Origin of the sequence: Hydrogenophaga sp., assembly GCF_050182545.1 — a bacterium.
Taxonomy (GTDB): domain Bacteria; phylum Pseudomonadota; class Gammaproteobacteria; order Burkholderiales; family Burkholderiaceae_C; genus Hydrogenophaga.
The window spans coordinates 206,743-223,776 of record NZ_JBFXCD010000003.1; the positions used below are offsets into that span (position 1 = coordinate 206,743).

Here is a 17,034-nt window from a genome sequence, read left to right on the forward strand (position 1 = left end):
ATGAAAAAGCAAGCTGCTTCTGCGAACCTGAAACTGGTGGCGCTGGCGTGCGCGCTGGTGCTGCAGGGCTGCGCCGTCACCCGCGAACCGGCGCGCGCGCCGGTGGTCGACATGCCCCCGGCCTGGTTGCCCGACACGCCGGCCAGTGAGGCGTTGCCGCTCTCGACCGCCTGGTGGCAATCGTTCGGCTCGGCGCCGCTGGAGCGGCTGATCGATGAAGCACAGGCCGGCAGCGCCGACCTGCGCATCGCCGTGGAGCGCATGCGCCAGGCCGACGTCGCCCTGCAGCAGGCTGGTATCTCGCGCCTGCCATCGGTCAACGGCAGCCTGGGCACCAGTGCCAGCCGCTCCGACGCCCCGGGCACGCCAGCGAGCTCGCGCGAATCGAGCAGCGCCGGGCTGTCCGTGAGCTACGAGGTCGACCTCTGGGGCCGCATCGCCGCAGGCGTGCGCGCGGGCGAGGCCTCGTTCCAGGCCAGCCAGCACGACTGGCAGGCCGCGCGCCTGACCCTGCTCACGAGCGTGGCAAACAATTACTTCCTCTGGCTCAACACGGCCGAGCGCCTGCGCATCGCGCGCGAGAACCTGGCCATCGCCGAGCGCGTGCTGCGTATTGTCGAGGCGCGCCAGCGGAACGGCGTGGCGACCGCGCTGGAGGTCTCGCAGCAGCGCACCACCGTGCTGTCGCAGCGCACCGCGCTGATTCCGCTGGAACTGCAGCAGCGCCAGACCGCCACCGCGCTGGCCCTTTTGCTGGGCCGCGTGCCGCAGGGCTATGCGCCCGAGGCGGGCGACTTCGGCCAGCTGCGCGTGCCCGAGCTCGCGGCGGGCCTGCCGTCGTCGCTGCTCACGCGCCGGCCCGACCTGGCCTCGGCCGAGGCGCAACTGGCCGCCGCAGACGCCAACGTGGAGGCCGCGCGCGCCGCGCTGCTGCCCAGCCTGTCGCTGTCTGCCTCGGGCAGCCTGGGCAGCTCGGCGCTGCTGAGTCTGGCCGATCCCACGCGCAGCGTCTCGCTGGGCCTGTCGCTGGCGCAGGCCATCTTCGACGGCGGGCGCCAGCGCCTGCAGGTGCGTGGCACCGAGTCGCAGCGTGTGGTGCTGATCGAGAACTACGGCAAGGCCATCCGCACCGCGCTCAAGGAAGTCGATGATGGCCTGGGCAGCGTCGAGCGCAGCCAGCGGCAGGAAGCCCTGCAGCGCGAGGTGGTGGCGCAGGCGCGGCGGTCGCTGCAGCTCGCCGAGCTGCGCTACCGCGAGGGCAGCGGCGACCTGCTGTCGGTGCTGGACGCGCAGCGCACGCTGTTCGCCGCGCTCGACGCGCTGTCGACGCAGAGCCTCTCGCGGCTGACCGCGGCCCTGGATCTGTACAAGGCCCTGGGCGGCGACTGGGTCGAGCCGCCACCGCTGTCCTGAATCGATCGGCGCTCGCCCCCGGGGCGTGGCGGTTCAGCGTCCGTCGGGCGCGAGCGCACCCGGCGCATCGGCAAGCGTGCGGCAGCCGCTCAGGGCCATGGCGATCTCGAGCTCGTCGCGCAGCAGGCGCAGCACATGCGCCACGCCCACGGCGCCTGCGTTGGCCAGGCCATGCAGCACCGGTCGGCCCACCAGCACCGCCGAGGCCCCCAGCGCGACCGCCTTGAGCACGTCGGTGCCCCGGCGAATGCCCCCATCCACCAGCACCGGCACGGCGCCTTGCACCGCCTGCACCATGGGAGGCAGCAGCGCGGCGGTGGCGGGCATGGTGTCGAGTGTGCGGCCGCCGTGGTTGGAGACGATCAGCCCGGCCGCGCCATGGGCCACGGCCTCGCGCCCATCGTCCGGATGGACCACGCCCTTGAGCAGGATGGGCAGGTGCGTGATGGAGCGCAGCCAGCCCAGGTCGTCCCAGGTGGGTGCATGGGTGAGCAGGTCGTCGAAGAGCGCGCTCTGGCCGGGTTGCAGGGGCAGCGGCTTCGGGGCGCGGCGCCCCGCGAGGTTGACGGCGCTGAACTCGCCGGCGCGACGGAAGCCCGCGCGGCGCTCACGGTCGCGCGCGCCCTGCACCGGCGCATCCACCGTGAGCACGAGGGCTTCAAACCCGGCCGCTTCGACCCGGTGGATCAGTTCGCGCATGAAGTCCCGGTCCGGCAGCAGGTAGAGCTGAAACCACAGCGGTCCGCGCAGGGGCTCGGGCAGAACCAGGCGCGCCACGTCCTCGAGCAAGGTGGTGGCCTGCGTGCTCAGCACCAGGCCTGCGCCCAGGGTCGCCGCCGCGAGCGCGGTGGCCTGTTCGCCCTGCGGGTGCGCCAGTTGCTGGTAGGCCATGGGTGCAACCAGCATCGGGTGCACCAGGGTGCGACCCAGCAATTCGACCCGGGTGTGTCCCCCTTCCAGCCGGCGCATCACGCGCGGCAGCAATTCGATGCGCTGCCATGCCGCGATGTTGGCGCGCAGCGTGATCTCGTCGGCCGCACCGCCATTGAAGTAGGCCTGCACCGCCGCGTCGAGCCACTTCGCGCTGTGGCGCTCGTGGTCGGCCAAGCTCACCACGCCTTCGGGCAAGGTGGTCGGTGCGGCGCGCCCGTCAGTGCGCGTCATGTGTTCGCCCACAGCCGCAGCAGGTTGTGATACGTGCCCGTCAGCGCGGTGGTCTCGGCGCTCTCGCCATGGCGCTGACGCAGTGCGAGCAGATTCATGTCGAGGTCGAACAGCAGGCGGCGTTGTTCGTCGCTGCGCACCATGCTCTCGACCCAGAAGAAGCAGGCGATGCGCGCGCCGCGCGTGACGGGTCGCACCTGGTGCAGGCTGGTGCCGGGGTAGAGCACCGCATGACCGGCAGGCAGCTTCACGCTGTGTTGACCGTAGGTGTCGGCCACCACCAGTTCACCACCGTCGTATTCGTACGGTTCGTTGAGGAAGACGGTGCACGAGATGTCGGTGCGCACGCGCCGGCCGTCGGGCAGCGCACGCACCGCGTTGTCGATGTGGTCGCCATAGGCGTTGGTGTCTCCGCCATAGCGGTTGACGCGCGGTGTAAACACCTTCAGTGGCAGCGCGGCCGAAAAGAAGCGCGGGCTGCGGTCCAGTCCGCGCAGGACGAGTTCGCGAATGCCGCGAGCGGCTTCGCAATCGTGCGGCAACTGCTGGTTGTTCTTGACCTCTACGGCCTGGCTGCCGGCACTCTCGCGCCCATCACCCCAGGGTGCGCCATCGAGCAGAAGGCGGCTCTGGCGCAGTGCGTCGGCGTCAAGGATGTCGGGCAGGGTCAGCAGCATCGGGCAGGTGGCGAAGGGTCGAGGTCGACAAGACGAAAAAGCCGCCCTCGCAAAGCGGGGCGGCAAGTTCCCTGGAGTATGACGCGTTCAGAACTTGACGCTGGCGGTCACCTGCAAGGTGCGACCGGCGCCGGGAATGTAGTGTCCCGGATAGAGCTGGTCGGCGTACAGCTTGTTTTCGATGTTGGTCAGGTTGGCCTTGAGGACAACCCGGTCGAAGTCGAACTTGTATTCGGCCATCAGGTCGGCCGTGACATAGCTCGGCACATGGAATTCAGAGCGCGTGGGCTTCTGCTTGCCGCGGAAGTTCAGGCCGGCGCCCACGCGCCACTTCGGGGTGAGTTGCCACGTGCTCCACACCGTACCGCTGTGCTCGGGTGTGAGCGCCGGGCGATCGCCCACGCGCTCGCCGGGGGTGTTCTGCGAACACGAACCCACGGCCGGGCAGGGGGCGGCTTCGTCCACCTTGGCGACCGGCATCCACATGTAGGAGGCGAAGATTTCCCACTTCGGCGTGATGCGTCCTGCCAGGTCGGCCTCGAAGCCGGCGACGTGGCGCCTGCCCGAGAGGGTGACCACAGGCAGATCGGGGTCGGTGTTGCGCTCGTTGAGCTTGGTGGAACGGAACAGGGCCAGGCGGGTGGTGAAACGCTTGTCGGCCGAGTCGAGCTTTGCACCCAGTTCGAGGTTGATGCTCTTTTCGGGCGGCGTGTCCACGTTCGAGGCGCCCAGCGAATACGCGTCACCCGACGTGTTGAATGAGGTGCCCGCTGAGAAGTGATAGGAGTGCAGCGCGTTCGGCTGGAAGAGAGCGCCCACGCGCTGCGAGACCTCCGAGACCTTCATGCGGTAGCTGGTGGCGGTGACAGGTCCAGGCGCACCGTTGGGGATGGAGAACGCGTCGTAGTCGCCCGTCAGGTTGTCGTAGCGCAGACCGCCGACGAGCTTCCAGGCCGGGGTGAGTTGCATCACGTCCTGCACGTAGGCGCCCCATCCGGTGGCCACGTACTGGTTGCTCACGCGCAGCACACGCGAGGACTCGTCGACCCAGGCGCCGTCATTGGGCGTGCCGATGGTGGTGGTCGGTTTGGTGGGTACCACGCCACCTTGCGCCGCGTTGCGCGCGGCGTAGACGGTCTTCTTCTCGCGCGAGGCGTCCACACCCGCCAGCAACTCGTGCTTGTAGCCCAGGGCCTCGAACTTGCCGTTGTAGTCGCTCTGCACATGAATGTTGTCCATGTCCTGGATCTTCAGGTGCGTGCCGCGGGTGAGCACGGTATTGGGCCCGAAGTTGGTCAGGTCGGCGGCCACTCCGCCAGGCTGCAGGCCAGCGTTGCCGAAGCGGATCGCGCCCGAGCGCTGGTCGCGCTTGAACGTGCCCACGCGGACCTGGGACTTGAGCTCGCTTTCGCGGTCGAATCGGTGGATGTGACTGAAGGTGCCGAAGGTGGCGCTGCCGTCGCTGTAGTCGCTGGCCAGGCCGTAGTAGTTCTTGGGGTCCAGCGGCAGCAGCACGCGTTCGGTGTTGGGTGCGCCCGCGTACGGCGCAATGTACGGAATGCCGTAGTTGATGCCGTTGTTGTTGTCCAGGTTGTAGAGGCTGGCCTGGAATTCGTCGCGCTCACCAATACCCCAGCGGTAGGCCAGCGCCACGCCATTCTTGTCGATGCTGGAGCCCGCGCCGTTGTTGTCGGCCTTGGTGATCATGGCGTTGATGCGCAGCGCCGCGCTTTCGCCGGTCTTGAGGTTGAAGTCACCCTGGACGCGGCGGTAGGCGTGACTGCCCAGGGTGAAGTCCACCTGGTGTTCGTCGATCAGGCGCGGCACCTTGCTGACCTGATTGACCGCGCCGCCGGTGGATCCCCGCCCGAACAACATGGAGGCCGAACCGCGCAGCACTTCCATGCGGTCCAGGTTGAAGGTGTCGCGATCGTAGAAGGCCGGATCGCGCATACCGTCGATGAACAAATCTCCGGTGGACTGCAGAGCGAAGCCGCGCAGGCGGATGTCTTCCTCGCCGCCTTCCGCCGCCAGGAAGGTGATGCCCGCAGTGTTCTTCAGCGCTTCCTTGAGTGTGTCCAGGTTGCGATCGTCAATGAGCTTTTCCGTGACCACGGTCACCGACTGCGGGATATCGCGCAGCTGCTGCCGGCCTTTGCCGATGCCGGTTTCGACCGCTCGAACCGAGTCTTTGCCCTCGGGCGCTTCCGCCTGTTCACGCACCTCGACGGTGGCCAGGGTGTTGGACGGAGTGGCTGGCGCGGTCTGAGCCATGGCGTTCATGGAGCCGGCCAGCAGCATGGCGCCCAAGGGCAGGAGGGCGGGGGCGCTGGTCGGGGTCTGGGGGCTGGGCAGGCGGCGTGCAGGACGCTGGCGGTTTTTCCGGTGGGACATGGTGGCAACGAGCAGAGGAGGTTGTCGGCTGGCTGCAACGCACGGGCGTTCTGGCTGGCTGGAGCCCGCGATCATAAATCAAACAAGAACGATTCGCATTAAATTGTAAAAATTCATAGCAAACAGAAGCGTTTTCATGGACATGTCGTGGCGACTCGTCCATGCTGCACAGCAACAAAAGCTATGATGCGGATTGGCACTATCAATTCGACACATCGATAGATTGTGTCTATAGTTGGCCCATTGCTTGTTCCGCAAGCGTCCCTTTTTCTCAACTCCACCAAGGAAAAACCATGTCCCTGATCAACACCACCGTCAAACCCTTCTCCGCCACGGCCTTCCACAACGGCAAGTTCGTGCCCGTGTCCGACGCCAGCCTGCGTGGTGAGTGGTCGGTGCTGATCTTCATGCCCGCGGCCTTCACCTTCAACTGCCCGACCGAAGTGGAAGACGCGGCCGACAACTACGCCGAGTTCCAGAAGGCCGGCGCCGAGGTCTACATCGTCACGACCGACACCCACTTCTCGCACAAGGTGTGGCACGAGACCTCGCCCGCCGTGGGCAAGGCCAAGTTCCCGCTGGTCGGCGACCCCACGCACCAGCTGACCCGCGCTTTCGACGTGCACATCGAGGAAGAAGGGCTGGCGCTGCGCGGCACCTTCATCGTCAACCCCGATGGCGTGATCAAGACCGCCGAGATCCACGACAACGCGATCGCTCGCGACGTCAAGGAAACCCTGCGCAAGCTCAAGGCCGCCCAGTACGTGGCCAAGAATCCTGGCCAGGTCTGCCCGGCCAAGTGGAACGAAGGCGCCAAGACCATCGCTCCATCGCTGGACCTGGTCGGCAAGATCTGATCCACCAGGCAGTGAAACCGTGATGAGGCCTGCCCTCACCGGTTTGCCCCCGAAGAACCCGCAGGCCCACAAGGCCTGCCGGGCTTGCCCCTGGCCGCCTCTGGAAATATGAGGAGGCCGGTTCTCAAAGTCGCTTGAAAAGGAAACACTCATGTTGGACGACACCCTCAAGGCACAACTCGGCGCGTATCTCGAGCGCGTGACGCAACCCTTCGAGCTCGTCGCCTCGCTGAGCGACTCTGAGAACTCCCGCGAAATGCTGGAACTGCTGCAGACCATCCAGGGCCTGCGCAGCGACAAGATCACCCTCAGGACCGATGGACAGGACGCACGCCGGCCCTCGTTCACCCTTCAGCGCGCCGGCAGCGGCACATCGCTGCGCTTTGCCGGCCTGCCGCTGGGCCACGAATTCACGTCCCTGGTGCTGGCGCTGCTGTGGACCGGCGGTCACCCGCCCAAGGTCGAGCAGGACCTGATCGAGCAGATCCGCACGCTGGATGGTGACTTCAACTTTGAAGTCTTCATGTCCCTGACCTGCCACAACTGCCCGGACGTGGTGCAGGCCCTGAGCCTGATGGCCATCCTGAACCCGAAGATCAAGACCACGGTCATCGAAGGCGGCGCCTTCCAGGACGAGGTGAACGCGCGCGAAATCATGGCCGTGCCCATCGTCTTCCTCAATGGCGAGGTGTTCGGCTCGGGCCGCATGACGGCCGAGGAGATCGTGGCCAGGCTTGACGTGAACGCCGACGCACGCGAAGCCGCGAAGCTCGATGCGAAGGATCCGTTCGACGTGCTCATCGTCGGGGGTGGCCCCGCCGGCGCGGCCGCGGCGGTGTATGCGGCGCGCAAGGGCATTCGCGTGGGCGTGGCAGCCGAACGCTTCGGTGGCCAGGTCAATGACACCATGGCGATCGAGAATTACATCAGCGTGCTGGAGACCGATGGCCCGAAGTTCGCCGCGGCGCTGGAAGCACAGGTGCGCCACTACGACGTGGACATCATGAACCTGCAGCGCGCGGAGAAGCTCATTCCCGCCAGTGAACCGGGCGGCCTCGTGCAGGTGCAGCTGGCCAACGGCGCCACGTTGAGCGCGCGCAGCGTGGTCCTTTCGACCGGCGCGCGCTGGCGCAATGTGAACGTGCCCGGTGAGGCCGAGTACCGCAACAAGGGCGTGGCCTACTGCCCGCACTGCGACGGCCCGCTGTTCAAGGGCAAGCGCGTGGCGGTCATCGGCGGCGGCAACTCGGGCGTGGAGGCCGCGATCGACCTGGCCGGTATCGTGCAGCAGGTGACGCTGATCGAATTCGCCGACGCCCTCAAGGCGGACGCCGTGCTGGTGAGCAAGCTCAGGAGCCTGCCCAATGTGACGGTGCATGTGAACGCGCAGACCACCGAGATCACCGGCGCCAACGGCAAGGTCAACGGCCTGGGCTACAAGGACCGTGTGAGCGGCGACGCGAAGCACATCGAGCTCGAAGGCGTGTTCGTGCAGATCGGCCTGGTGCCCAACACCGAGTTCCTCAAAGGCACGGTGGCGCTGAGCCGCTTTGGCGAGATCGAGATCGATGCCAAAGGCCATACCAGCGTGGACGGCGTGTTCGCCGCCGGGGACTGCACCACGGTGCCGTACAAACAGATCGTGATCGCCGCGGGCGCCGGCTCCACCGCCGCGCTCAGCGCCTTCGATTACCTGATCCGCCAGCCGGTGGTGGAGGCCGAAGCCGTCGCGGCCTGAGGCCGGTCACGCCGCCCGGCGCACCTTGATGGTGTACTTGCCGACGCCACCGGTGCGGTTGTAGTGCCGCACCTGCGCGTAGTAGCGCCCGGGAATCAGGTTGGCCCGGATCAGCGCATTGGTGTCCACGCCGCTGTCGTCGTCTTCGGCGATCAAGGCGGTGGGGCTGTCGGGGCCGAACAGCTTCATCACCACATCGGTGGAGCCGCGCGTGTCGATGATGTGCGGGCCGCCTTCGGTCAGCACGAACTGGAACAGGTCCTCTTCACCGAACTGGCCGATCGCGGCAGAGGTGCGCCGCGTCGCGCCCACCTTGATCTCCTTCGCGTTCACCACCGTCGGCGCGGGTTTCGGGTAGGCGCGCGCGCTGCCGATGAAGGTCTTGTCGCCGGCTGAAAGCGTGGGGTTGGCGCGCGTGCCCACGCCGCTCTTTACCCAGCTGTCGGGGAAGAAGTAGAGCATCACGGAGTCGGGGTCGAAGGCCGTCCCGTTGATCTGGTCGGCACGGTACTTGTTGAGCACGTTGTGGCGGATGGTGGCTTCGCTCCAGTGGTTTGGCGGCCCCGACAGGTCGCGGATCACCGCCGCTTCGTTCCATTCGATGCCGCCGGCCGGGTTCTGGTGTTCGTGCATCAGGCCAATGGCGTGGCCGAACTCATGCGCCACTGTGCCGCCGTCCATGAAGCCCAGGTTCATCGTGGGCTGGTCCAGCGGGATGCCACGGCAATCGGTGCCCACGTAGGACCACGCGCCCTTGCCAGGGTCGAAGGCGATGCGGATTTCCGCGTCCGCCGCGTTGTTGAAGTCGAACACCAGGTTGGCGTGCGCCGTCCACCAGGCGGCCTGTTCGCGCACCTTGGCGTGCTGCTCGGGTGTGCCACCCATGAAGCGCACGCGCAGCGTGCTGCCGTTCATCCACAGCTTGCCGAGCAGGGCTATCGCGCGGGTGCGCCCGCCGCTGCGCGCGACAGGCTGAAAGCGCATGAGTTCGGCGGGCAGCACGCGCTGCGTGCAGACGTGGACGGGTTGGTTCATGGGGTTCTCCTTGGCTGTCCCTGCTGAAACTTCATGGGGTGCGCACCAGGCGCAGCGGTGTCTCGGCCTGTTCGCCATTGCTCCAGAGCTGGCCGGTGAGTTCGCGGCCATCGGCGCTGGCGTTGAGCACCACGCTGCCGGTGTCCAGCGGGCCACGGCCGTCGCCGGTGACGGCGCGGTATGGGATCTCGATGCGGGGCACACCCATGACGTGGCTGAGCACGCCATTGCCGACGTAGCGCACCTCGCTGACGACCAGTCCCTGGCTGCGCACGCCCTGGGCGTAGGCTTGCCAGTGCGGGTACCAGTTCACCGGGAAAGGATCGGTCTGCAGTTCCACCGTGGTGCCTACCACCGTGAACAGCACGCGCAGGCGCCGGTTGTTCTCGTCGATGGACCACCACAGGCCGGCGATGTCGGGCGGGGCCGGCAACTGCGGTGTCGCCACCGGTGCCGGGGGCGGTGCGATCGCCTGCAGCGCCCTGAAGAGGGCCTCGGCCGTGGCGGCGTCCGACGCCAGGGTCGATGCGGCTTCGTCTTCGTCGTCAAATGCCGACACCAGCAGACCGAGCGCGAAGAGCGACACGAAGAAGGCGCCCACCCACATCAGGCCGCGCTGCACGCGCTGGGCAAATCCGCGCCGTGGCACCGAGGCGCCGTTGGGTTCGTCGCGCGGCACGATGCCCTGGTCCCGCAGGTCGGACACGATCCTTGCGAGGTCGGTGGCCCAGTCCTCGGTGCGCAGTTTCAGCCCGTGCGCGTCCTTCAGGAAGCGCAACGGCTCGGGCAGATCGGCGCGGGCTGGTGCTGTCATGCCCTCGGTGAACAGCGGCACGATGAGCGCGCCGTGTTGTCGTGCCGTCAGTATCTCGTCGCGGATGGGGTCGTCGTCCCGGTCGATGCGCCGCCCGCCTTCGGGGTGCTGCATGCCCAGCAGATCGGGCGTGAACAGCAGCAGCACCACGGGCTTGCCGCCGAGCGCGGCCACGATGGCGCTGCGCCAGGCGGTGCCGCCGCGCAGGTCCTGCTTGTCGAAGAACACCTGGTCATCACCGTAGAGGCGGCTCAGATCCGCGCACAGGCGGTCCGCGTCCTTCTTTCCGTCGGACGACCGGTAGCTGATGAAGATGCGGCTCATGGTCCTGTGGGGGTGCCACCGGGCGGGGCCGGGCGCCCCGCGTACTGGTGCAGCCGCAACCGCAGCTCCTGCGCGGCTTTCGCATCGGCGCCGCCGCCAACGTGCTCGGACAGAACGAAGTCGAGCTGATCGGCGACCGCAGCCCACATCCAGGGGGTGCCCGCGCGCCGGTGCAGTTCCTCAAAGGCTCCGAGCAGCCGAGGCAACTGCGCGTGCAGGTTGCGCGCGGCCAGTGCTTCGTACACGCCGAGTTCGGGCAGGCCGGCCACGCTCCAGAAGTCGGGGTCGTCGCGTCGCTTGCGCTCCAGGTTTTCGCGCAGGCGGCTCAGGCGTTCGGCATGGAAGCCCGGCCAGCGTGGCGCGCTCCCGTGCGCCACGAGCTCGGCCGCGAGCAGGTTGAGCGCGGGATAGAAGGCGTCGCTCAGGCCGGCCTGCAGCGCCAGCGCCTCTGCGTGGGCGTAGTGTTCGGCCATGCGGGTGGCGGCCCGTCGGCGGGCGTCCCCTTGGTGTGCCAGGCCTTCGAGCAGGGCCAGGCGCTTGCAGGCCGAGCCGAGCAGGCTTTCGCGCTCCACCGTGGGCGCCACGGCCACCAGCGCCTCCAGCGTGCGCAGCGCGCTTTCGATGTCGTCGCGGCCTTGCGCGAGCAGGGCCTTGAGCCGGGCGACGTCGACCTGGGCACGCTGGGCCGCATCGGCGCGTTCCCAGGCCTGGCGCGCCATCAGGTTGGCGAGTTGTTCGCTGGCCTTGACGGACGCACTGCCGTCGTTGGCGGCCACGGCGCGGCGGTACCACTGCAGCGCGTGGTCAATGTCATGGGCCGCCGCGCAGGCCACGCCAAAGGCTTCGGCCACGGCGCCCATGCCGCCCCACTCGGCTTCGAAGCGGGCTTCGAGGTAGCGGATTCGCTCGCGCTGGCCTTCGGGCGCGGCCCCCTGCGTGGCGCTTTGCACGGCCAGCGTCTCCAGCGCCAGCGCCAGCGCCACCGGCGAGGCGATGCCGGCATACACCTGCGCGAGCGGGGGTGGGGTGCGGCGCCGGTCGGCCTCGTCGCGCTGCCAGACCCATTCCGGGTCGCCGTAGCACTGGTAGGCCGCCCAGGTGTTGCCGCCCGGGCTGGCGGCATAGGCCGCCACGCGCGCGGCCTGCACCGCGTCCATGAAGCGCTGGCCCGAGAGCAGGGCCTTGTAGAACGCGGCGGCGAACTGGTTGGCCGCGTCGTCCTCCACCGCCCAGCCGGCGGCCACGACGCAGCGCACGCCGACGCGGATGAGCTGCTTGGCCACGCCAGCGGCGAAGCGCGCGCGGTCGTAGCCCTCCTTGAGCAGCTTGCCCGGGTCGGCCGCGAGGTGGCAGCAGTTGAGGAACACCAGTTCGGGCACCACGCGCATGGCCTGCACCTCGCGGGGCCCCAGGAAGGTGTTGTCGCTGAGCACGACGCCGCGCAGCAGCGGCGGCAGCCCCGGCCGCTCCAGCTCGGGTTCGCCGTGGCCGGCAATGTGCACGATGCGGTAGCGCCGGGCGAGCAGGGCGGTTGTGACGGCGGCCGCGTCCGGCCCCAGGCCTTCGTCGGGTGCGATCAGCGCGTTGACCCGGTCACCGTCTAGCACGGCACGCAGCGCGTCGCGCACTGCCTCGGCCTCGGCGCGGGCCGCCGGCAGGGGCGGGTAGAGCGCCGGATCGCAGCGCGGCTCGCCGATCACCAGCACCGCGTCCTCCCGCCGCGCGTCGCTGACCTGGCTGCGGAACTCCACCGTGCGCAGGCGGCGCAGCAGCTTGTTGCGGATGGCCCAGGGTGCCCGTGGTCCACCGCGCCCGTCGTGCGGCGCGTCCAGCAGTTCCCAGGGGATGCCGGCGGTGCCGTCGTCGAGTTCGAGCAGCAGCTCGCTGGTGTCGCCCAGGCTGGCCTCCATCTCCACCGGCACCAGCAACTGGAACAGGGTGCGCCCGATCTGCGGGTCCCGGTTGGCGTCGTTGGAGGCGCGGCGCACGAGTTCGCCGACGAGCTGGGCCTGCGTGGCCTGCGCGCGCACCTCGGCGCGCGCGCGCTGGGTGTCCAGCGTGTAGACGATGCTGGGTTCTCCCGCCTCGTCGGTCTCCGTGGTGGCGCTGATGAAGTCGTAGGCGGTGCCGCGGTAGCCGCTGTCGAGCGGGCGGCGCAGCGCGCCGATGCCCGAGACCACGGTGGGCGTGAGCGCGAAGTGTTCGGGCGCGGCCTGCGCCAGCAGGCGCAGTGCGCTCCAGGCCTCGGTGGCGCGGCTCAGGTAGAGCTCGATCAGGCGAAGATGGCTCACCTGCGGCCAGCCGCCGGCGGCGAGCTTCTGGTTGGCCTCGCGCACGCCCTGCGCCACGGCCTGCGCCGAGGCGGTCACGCTGATGCCGCTGCCGCCGCTGCCGATGAGCGTGGCGGCGAGTTCAAACTGCGCCGTTCCCTGTCCCGGCGTCTCGGCCACGCGCTGGGCCCAGGCCAGCGTGGCCTGGCGCACGGTCGCGGTGAGCGAGAGGCTGCGCAGCTTGCCTTCCTCGCCCAGGCCGGCCACCACCACATGCGGCGGCCTGGGCAGGGCCAGTGGGTTGTCGGGGTCCTGCCGGTTGTTGGTGAAGATCTGGTGCGTGCCAGATGCCTCGGGGTACAGGCCGGCGGCGAGCGAGGCCGACATGGCGCCTCCGATGAAGTGGTCCACCACACCCTCGGTGCCCGTGAGCGCGGAGGAGACGTAGTGGCCCACGAGCAAGGGGTGACTGACGAACTTGAGGTTGCCGTTGTGCACGCTGATGCGCAGCGCGCTGTGCGCGGGCGTGTCACCGCTCGGCTCCTCCTCGAAGAACCCGAACAGTTCGGCCGCGTCGGCAGGTGGTTCGCCGGGCAGCCCGCGCTGGCGCGATGGCCGGCTGCGCACCAGCGCCGGGGCTTCCGCACGCGCCACTGTGCCGCGCGTGGCCGGCGCCTCGGCCACCATGGGCAGTCGCTGCGTGTCGCCGTGCCGAAGCAATTCAAGATAAGCCTCGAAGGCCTGTTCGGCGTCGGGCAGGTCGCCATGCGAGCAGTCGACCTTCCAGGCGCGCACGCCCGGCAGCAGGGCGCTGGAGAGCGTGACCCGCCCGTCGCCGCCTTCGGGCTGGTCCAGGTAGACCAGACCCTCGCGCGGATCGAACTCGAAACCCGCTGGCGTGGACCGCGCATGCCCCACCACCATCACCACCCGGTCGCGGAAGCCGGCCAGGGCCTCGTCGCGCTGGCGGTCGAGCCGCTGGCGCAGCGCAATGGCCCGATCGAGCACGGCCTGCGAGGGAACGCCCCAGCGGTAGATGGCCTGCTGGCCCTCCGCGCCGTGCCAGAAGTTGGCCTGCTCCAGAACCTGTGCATCCTGATCGGCCAGCGCCTGCCAGCGCGCGCTCTGCCCGAGGCCGATGGCCGGGTCGAGCAGCCCGGCCTGCAACTGCAGCAGGCCCGGCATGGCGGCCATCAGGCTGCGCGCCTTGTGGTCCTGGAACGGCAGTCCGAATGACGAGAGCGCGTTGCCCATGCGGTCGTCGCCGGTGAGCACCTGCATGGGCGCGTAGGAGCCGCCGTTGGGTGTGCCCAGCATGAGCAGGCGCGAGCCCGGGCGCTCCAGCCAGCGCTGCCACACGTCCGGGCGTTCGAGCTGCACCGTGCGCGCGACCACGCCGCCCATGGAATGCGCGAGCAGGCGCACCGGCTGGCCGGTGGTGGCGCGCGCGCTCAGGGCCTGGTCGATCACGCCGGCCAGGCGCCTTGCTTCTTCCTCGATCGGGCGGCGCCAGTCGAAGGAAAACTCGATCACCTGGTGCGTGGCCGAGAGGAATTCGGCCAGGTCGTCGTAGACCATGCCGATTGCGCCATCGGGCTGCACGTTGCTCGTGCCCTCCTGGTACGAGAGCCGGCCGAGGCCGCCGAGGATGCGCATGCTCAGCCAGATGCGCTTGCCGTCGACGCTGAGATGGCTGCCGAGGATGCCTGGCAGCAGGATCACCGCGGGCCGGTCGGCCGCCGGTGCCTCGGCACCCGCGCGCGCGCGGCCGCGCAGGCCGTCGCTGGTGCTGCCGGCCCAGGACATCGGGCCGATGGGACGAAAACCCGCGGGTGTTTCCTCCAGCAGTGCGCTGCAGATGGCCTCTGAGGTTCGCGGGTGGCTGAAGTAGGCAAAGTGCGTGACCTTGCCGCCACGTTCGAGCACGAAGGTGGCCGCCGCGTGGCCGCCGGCCGGCGCGCGCGGCGTGCCGCCGTACATCGAGCGGGTCTGCACCACGAGGTCGTTGTCGGTCCAGTAGAACGCGTCGGCCAGCAGGGTCTTGACCCAGGACATGATGGAGTCGCCCTGGATGTCGCCGGCCACCACGCGCAGTTGCCCCGGCAGCGGGCCGCCACCTTCGCCCTCGCTGGCGTGCAGCCACTGCACCAGCGGGCTTTGCGGCGTCATGGCCTCCAGCCCGGGCAGCAGCGCCGGGTCGGTGCGCTGGCTGGCCACCTCGGCGATGAAATCGAGCAGCAGCGGCGCGACCGGAATGGCCGCGAGTTCGAGCGACCATTTCAGCACCGACACATAGGCGTCCAGGCGCCGGGACGCCAGCAGCGTGCCGCGCGCCGGGCAGGCCACACGCACGACCCGTTCGATGCGGATGTCGCGCCCCTTGAGTTCGGCGGCCAGATCACGCAGGGCCTTGAGCTGCGCGCGTTGCGCCGGGGCCTTGAACGGCGCGAGCGAGCGCTCGGTCAGCTCTGGCCGCGCGCACACCCTCGCCAGCACCTCGGCCACCAGGCCACCACGCGAGTGCGTCAGCAGGTGCACGCGCGCGCCATTGGGCAGGGCGCGGGCCAGCATCAGCGCGTTGTCGATCGGGCTGGCCAGCAGGGTGGGGTGGTCGCAGCCGTAGACGCGCCCACCGTAGTGCGCGAACAGCTCGCGCACCTTGTGCGGGTGTTCCTGCCACAGCTTGCCGAAAGTGCCCTGGGTGTTGGAGAAGGTGCCATGCAGCAACACCAGAACCGGGTCCCCGGGCTGCTCCGGCAGGGGAATGCGCTGCAATTTCGGGCGCCCCTTGAGCGGCGCCGCGAAGGCCTCGACCGGCAGCAGGTACACGCCCGGGTCGACCTGGCCGTCGACGCGCGCGCCGATCTTCGCGGCGGTCAGCCTGGCCGCCGGTTCCTTGAGCAGACCTGTGACAACCTCGATGGCCGAGAGCAGGACTTCGCCCAGGCGCCCGCGCGCCGCGCCGCGCGAGACCGCGCCGGCCCGCTCCAGGCCCTGCCAGGCCAGCTGCGTGGGCACGCTGACCTCGTCGGGCAGCCCCGCGCCGCCGCGCGAGCGGCTGGCGGCGGTACCGCGCGTGAGGCCGGACTGCGCCAGCATCAGGTCGCGCGCGGTTTCCGGGTGCAGCATCAGCGAAGGTCCATTGCTGATGTGCAGCACCACGGCGTCGAGCCCGGGGCGCGCACTCACGCGCACCTCGTCGCTGCTGCCGCGCAGTGCGCCCACGCGAACACGCTGCGTGACGGTGGCTGTGCCGCCGAACGAGGACGTAGTGTCCGCCGCGCCGCCGGCACCGCGCGTGGCGGGCGCCAGTGGCTGGGGCTGGCCGCGCACGATGAAGGTGATGGGTGTGTTCATGCGCGGGCCTTTTTCGCCGCGTTCTTGCGCGCGGGGCGTTTCGTGGTCGTCTTGGTCGCCGCCCGCTGGCGCGGCGCGGGCGCCAGGGCGCGCTGGCTGCGCGAGATCGGGGCCCCGGCGCTGGCGCGCGTGGCCGGCAGGCGGGCGACGAAGTCGTTGCAGACCCAGCCTTCCAGATCGGTCGCGCCCACCACCGCAACGCGGCTCCAGCGGTCCCTCGGTTCCAGCAGCACGAGCTCAGTGCCGCGCCTGAGTGCCGGCGCGACCTTGGGGTGGTCCGCCCCCGGACCGCTGCGGATATTGAGACTGCTGGCGTTGACGAGCCATCGCGGCATCACGTCGGCACCGCGCCCCACGGCGCGGCTGCGCACGGCAGCCAGCGGAAAGGCGGGCCCGGGGTCGACCTTGCGCCCGCGCGCCACGTCTTCGTGCCCCAGCACGTCCTCCAGGCCGTAGTGCGCCACCAGCAGTTCGCAGAGCTCGAGCGCGCGCCCGATCTGCACCTCGGTGAAGCCGTGCCAGGGGCGCAGGCCGCCCCCATGGCGGTGTTCCGCGACGTGCACCTCGTCCTCGGGGTAGGACTTGCCGAACCAGGACACGTAGCGCTCGCCCTCCCTGTGCAGCAGGCCGGCGTTGTCCATCTCGATGCCGATGGCGTGGTGGTTGAGGCCATCGAGGCCGCCCCACTGGCTGGCGCCGGCGTGCCAGGTCACGGCATTGAACGCGGCCAGTTGCACGATGCGCCCGTCGCGACCCAGCACCAGATGCGCCGAGGCATTGCCCTGAGGCTTCTTCGTGCACAACGACTCGACCGAACTCTCCAGGTTGCGCCCGGCCGTGTAATGCAGCAGCACGAAGCGGGGCTTGAGCGTTCCGCCGACATTCGGTGTCTGGCGAAAACTCACATCGGGTCCGGTGAGTCGATGGTTCTGGATGCCGAGCATGAAACCCTCCCTTGGGCAGCGATGCGGAAACGGGACCGTGGGCGCGC

10 protein-coding genes are annotated in these 17,034 nt (G+C 69.3%); 3 read left to right on the forward strand and 7 right to left on the reverse strand.

The annotated features are described in order from the left end of the window. Complete coding sequence (locus AB7P10_RS04850) at positions 1 to 1,413, forward strand: efflux transporter outer membrane subunit (protein WP_428292708.1); 1,413 nt, start codon at positions 1 to 3, stop codon at positions 1,411 to 1,413. A gap of 33 nt (positions 1,414 to 1,446) precedes the next feature. Here AB7P10_RS04850 and AB7P10_RS04855 read toward each other — a convergent pair whose 3' ends face one another. The 3 genes from AB7P10_RS04855 to AB7P10_RS04865 form a co-directional block, all read right to left on the reverse strand. Then, positions 1,447 to 2,577: an alpha-hydroxy acid oxidase gene (locus AB7P10_RS04855; protein WP_428292709.1), complete on the reverse strand. Its 1,131-nt coding sequence runs from the start codon at positions 2,575 to 2,577 to the stop codon at positions 1,447 to 1,449. Further along, positions 2,574 to 3,254: a Fe2+-dependent dioxygenase gene (locus AB7P10_RS04860; protein WP_428292710.1), complete on the reverse strand. Its 681-nt coding sequence runs from the start codon at positions 3,252 to 3,254 to the stop codon at positions 2,574 to 2,576. Before AB7P10_RS04860 ends, AB7P10_RS04855 begins: the two co-directional genes overlap by 4 nt. Positions 3,255 to 3,341: 87 nt before the next feature. Continuing rightward, positions 3,342 to 5,648 carry a TonB-dependent receptor gene (locus AB7P10_RS04865; protein WP_428292711.1) on the reverse strand — a complete coding sequence of 769 codons (2,307 nt, stop codon included), beginning with the start codon at positions 5,646 to 5,648 and terminating at the stop codon, positions 3,342 to 3,344. Between the two features lie 293 nt (positions 5,649 to 5,941). On the opposite strand from AB7P10_RS04865, the gene ahpC reads away from it, so the two are divergent. Together ahpC and ahpF are read left to right on the forward strand one after the other, a co-directional pair. Then, positions 5,942 to 6,505: an alkyl hydroperoxide reductase subunit C gene (ahpC, locus tag AB7P10_RS04870; RefSeq protein ID WP_428292712.1), complete on the forward strand. Its 564-nt coding sequence runs from the start codon at positions 5,942 to 5,944 to the stop codon at positions 6,503 to 6,505. A 151-nt stretch (positions 6,506 to 6,656) separates the two neighbouring features. Further along, entirely contained in the window at positions 6,657 to 8,243 is a 1,587-nt protein-coding gene (ahpF, locus tag AB7P10_RS04875; protein WP_428292713.1) for an alkyl hydroperoxide reductase subunit F, read from the forward strand. A 6-nt stretch (positions 8,244 to 8,249) separates the two neighbouring features. On the opposite strand, the gene AB7P10_RS04880 is transcribed toward ahpF, so the two are convergent. The 4 genes from AB7P10_RS04880 to AB7P10_RS04895 are packed head-to-tail and all read right to left on the reverse strand — an operon-like array spanning position 8,250 to position 16,987. Then, on the reverse strand, positions 8,250 to 9,278 hold the full coding sequence (locus AB7P10_RS04880; protein WP_428292714.1) for a M12 family metallopeptidase: 1,029 nt from the start codon (positions 9,276 to 9,278) through the stop codon (positions 8,250 to 8,252). A 31-nt stretch (positions 9,279 to 9,309) separates the two neighbouring features. Next, on the reverse strand, positions 9,310 to 10,416 hold the full coding sequence (locus AB7P10_RS04885) for a toll/interleukin-1 receptor domain-containing protein (RefSeq protein ID WP_428292715.1): 1,107 nt from the start codon (positions 10,414 to 10,416) through the stop codon (positions 9,310 to 9,312). Next, on the reverse strand, positions 10,413 to 16,043 hold the full coding sequence (locus AB7P10_RS04890; RefSeq protein WP_428292716.1) for a CHAT domain-containing protein: 5,631 nt from the start codon (positions 16,041 to 16,043) through the stop codon (positions 10,413 to 10,415). The genes AB7P10_RS04885 and AB7P10_RS04890 overlap by 4 nt, the downstream gene beginning before the upstream one ends. Further along, positions 16,040 to 16,987, reverse strand: a complete 948-nt coding sequence (locus AB7P10_RS04895; RefSeq protein WP_428292717.1) for an N-acetylmuramoyl-L-alanine amidase — start codon at positions 16,985 to 16,987, stop codon at positions 16,040 to 16,042. The genes AB7P10_RS04890 and AB7P10_RS04895 overlap by 4 nt, the downstream gene beginning before the upstream one ends. Positions 16,988 to 17,034 lie beyond the last annotated feature (47 nt).

What these genes read in the sequence shown, in the direction of transcription:
- AB7P10_RS04850 (WP_428292708.1), top strand. Translation starts at nt 1, where the DNA reads ATGAAAAAGCAAGCTGCTTCTGCGAACCTGAAACTGGTGGCGCTGGCG.
- AB7P10_RS04855 (WP_428292709.1), bottom strand. Translation starts at nt 2,577, where the DNA reads ATGACGCGCACTGACGGGCGCGCCGCACCGACCACCTTGCCCGAAGGC.
- AB7P10_RS04860 (WP_428292710.1), bottom strand. Translation starts at nt 3,254, where the DNA reads ATGCTGCTGACCCTGCCCGACATCCTTGACGCCGACGCACTGCGCCAG.
- AB7P10_RS04865 (WP_428292711.1), bottom strand. Translation starts at nt 5,648, where the DNA reads ATGTCCCACCGGAAAAACCGCCAGCGTCCTGCACGCCGCCTGCCCAGC.
- ahpC (WP_428292712.1), top strand. Translation starts at nt 5,942, where the DNA reads ATGTCCCTGATCAACACCACCGTCAAACCCTTCTCCGCCACGGCCTTC.
- ahpF (WP_428292713.1), top strand. Translation starts at nt 6,657, where the DNA reads ATGTTGGACGACACCCTCAAGGCACAACTCGGCGCGTATCTCGAGCGC.
- AB7P10_RS04880 (WP_428292714.1), bottom strand. Translation starts at nt 9,278, where the DNA reads ATGAACCAACCCGTCCACGTCTGCACGCAGCGCGTGCTGCCCGCCGAA.
- AB7P10_RS04885 (WP_428292715.1), bottom strand. Translation starts at nt 10,416, where the DNA reads ATGAGCCGCATCTTCATCAGCTACCGGTCGTCCGACGGAAAGAAGGAC.
- AB7P10_RS04890 (WP_428292716.1), bottom strand. Translation starts at nt 16,043, where the DNA reads ATGAACACACCCATCACCTTCATCGTGCGCGGCCAGCCCCAGCCACTG.
- AB7P10_RS04895 (WP_428292717.1), bottom strand. Translation starts at nt 16,987, where the DNA reads ATGCTCGGCATCCAGAACCATCGACTCACCGGACCCGATGTGAGTTTT.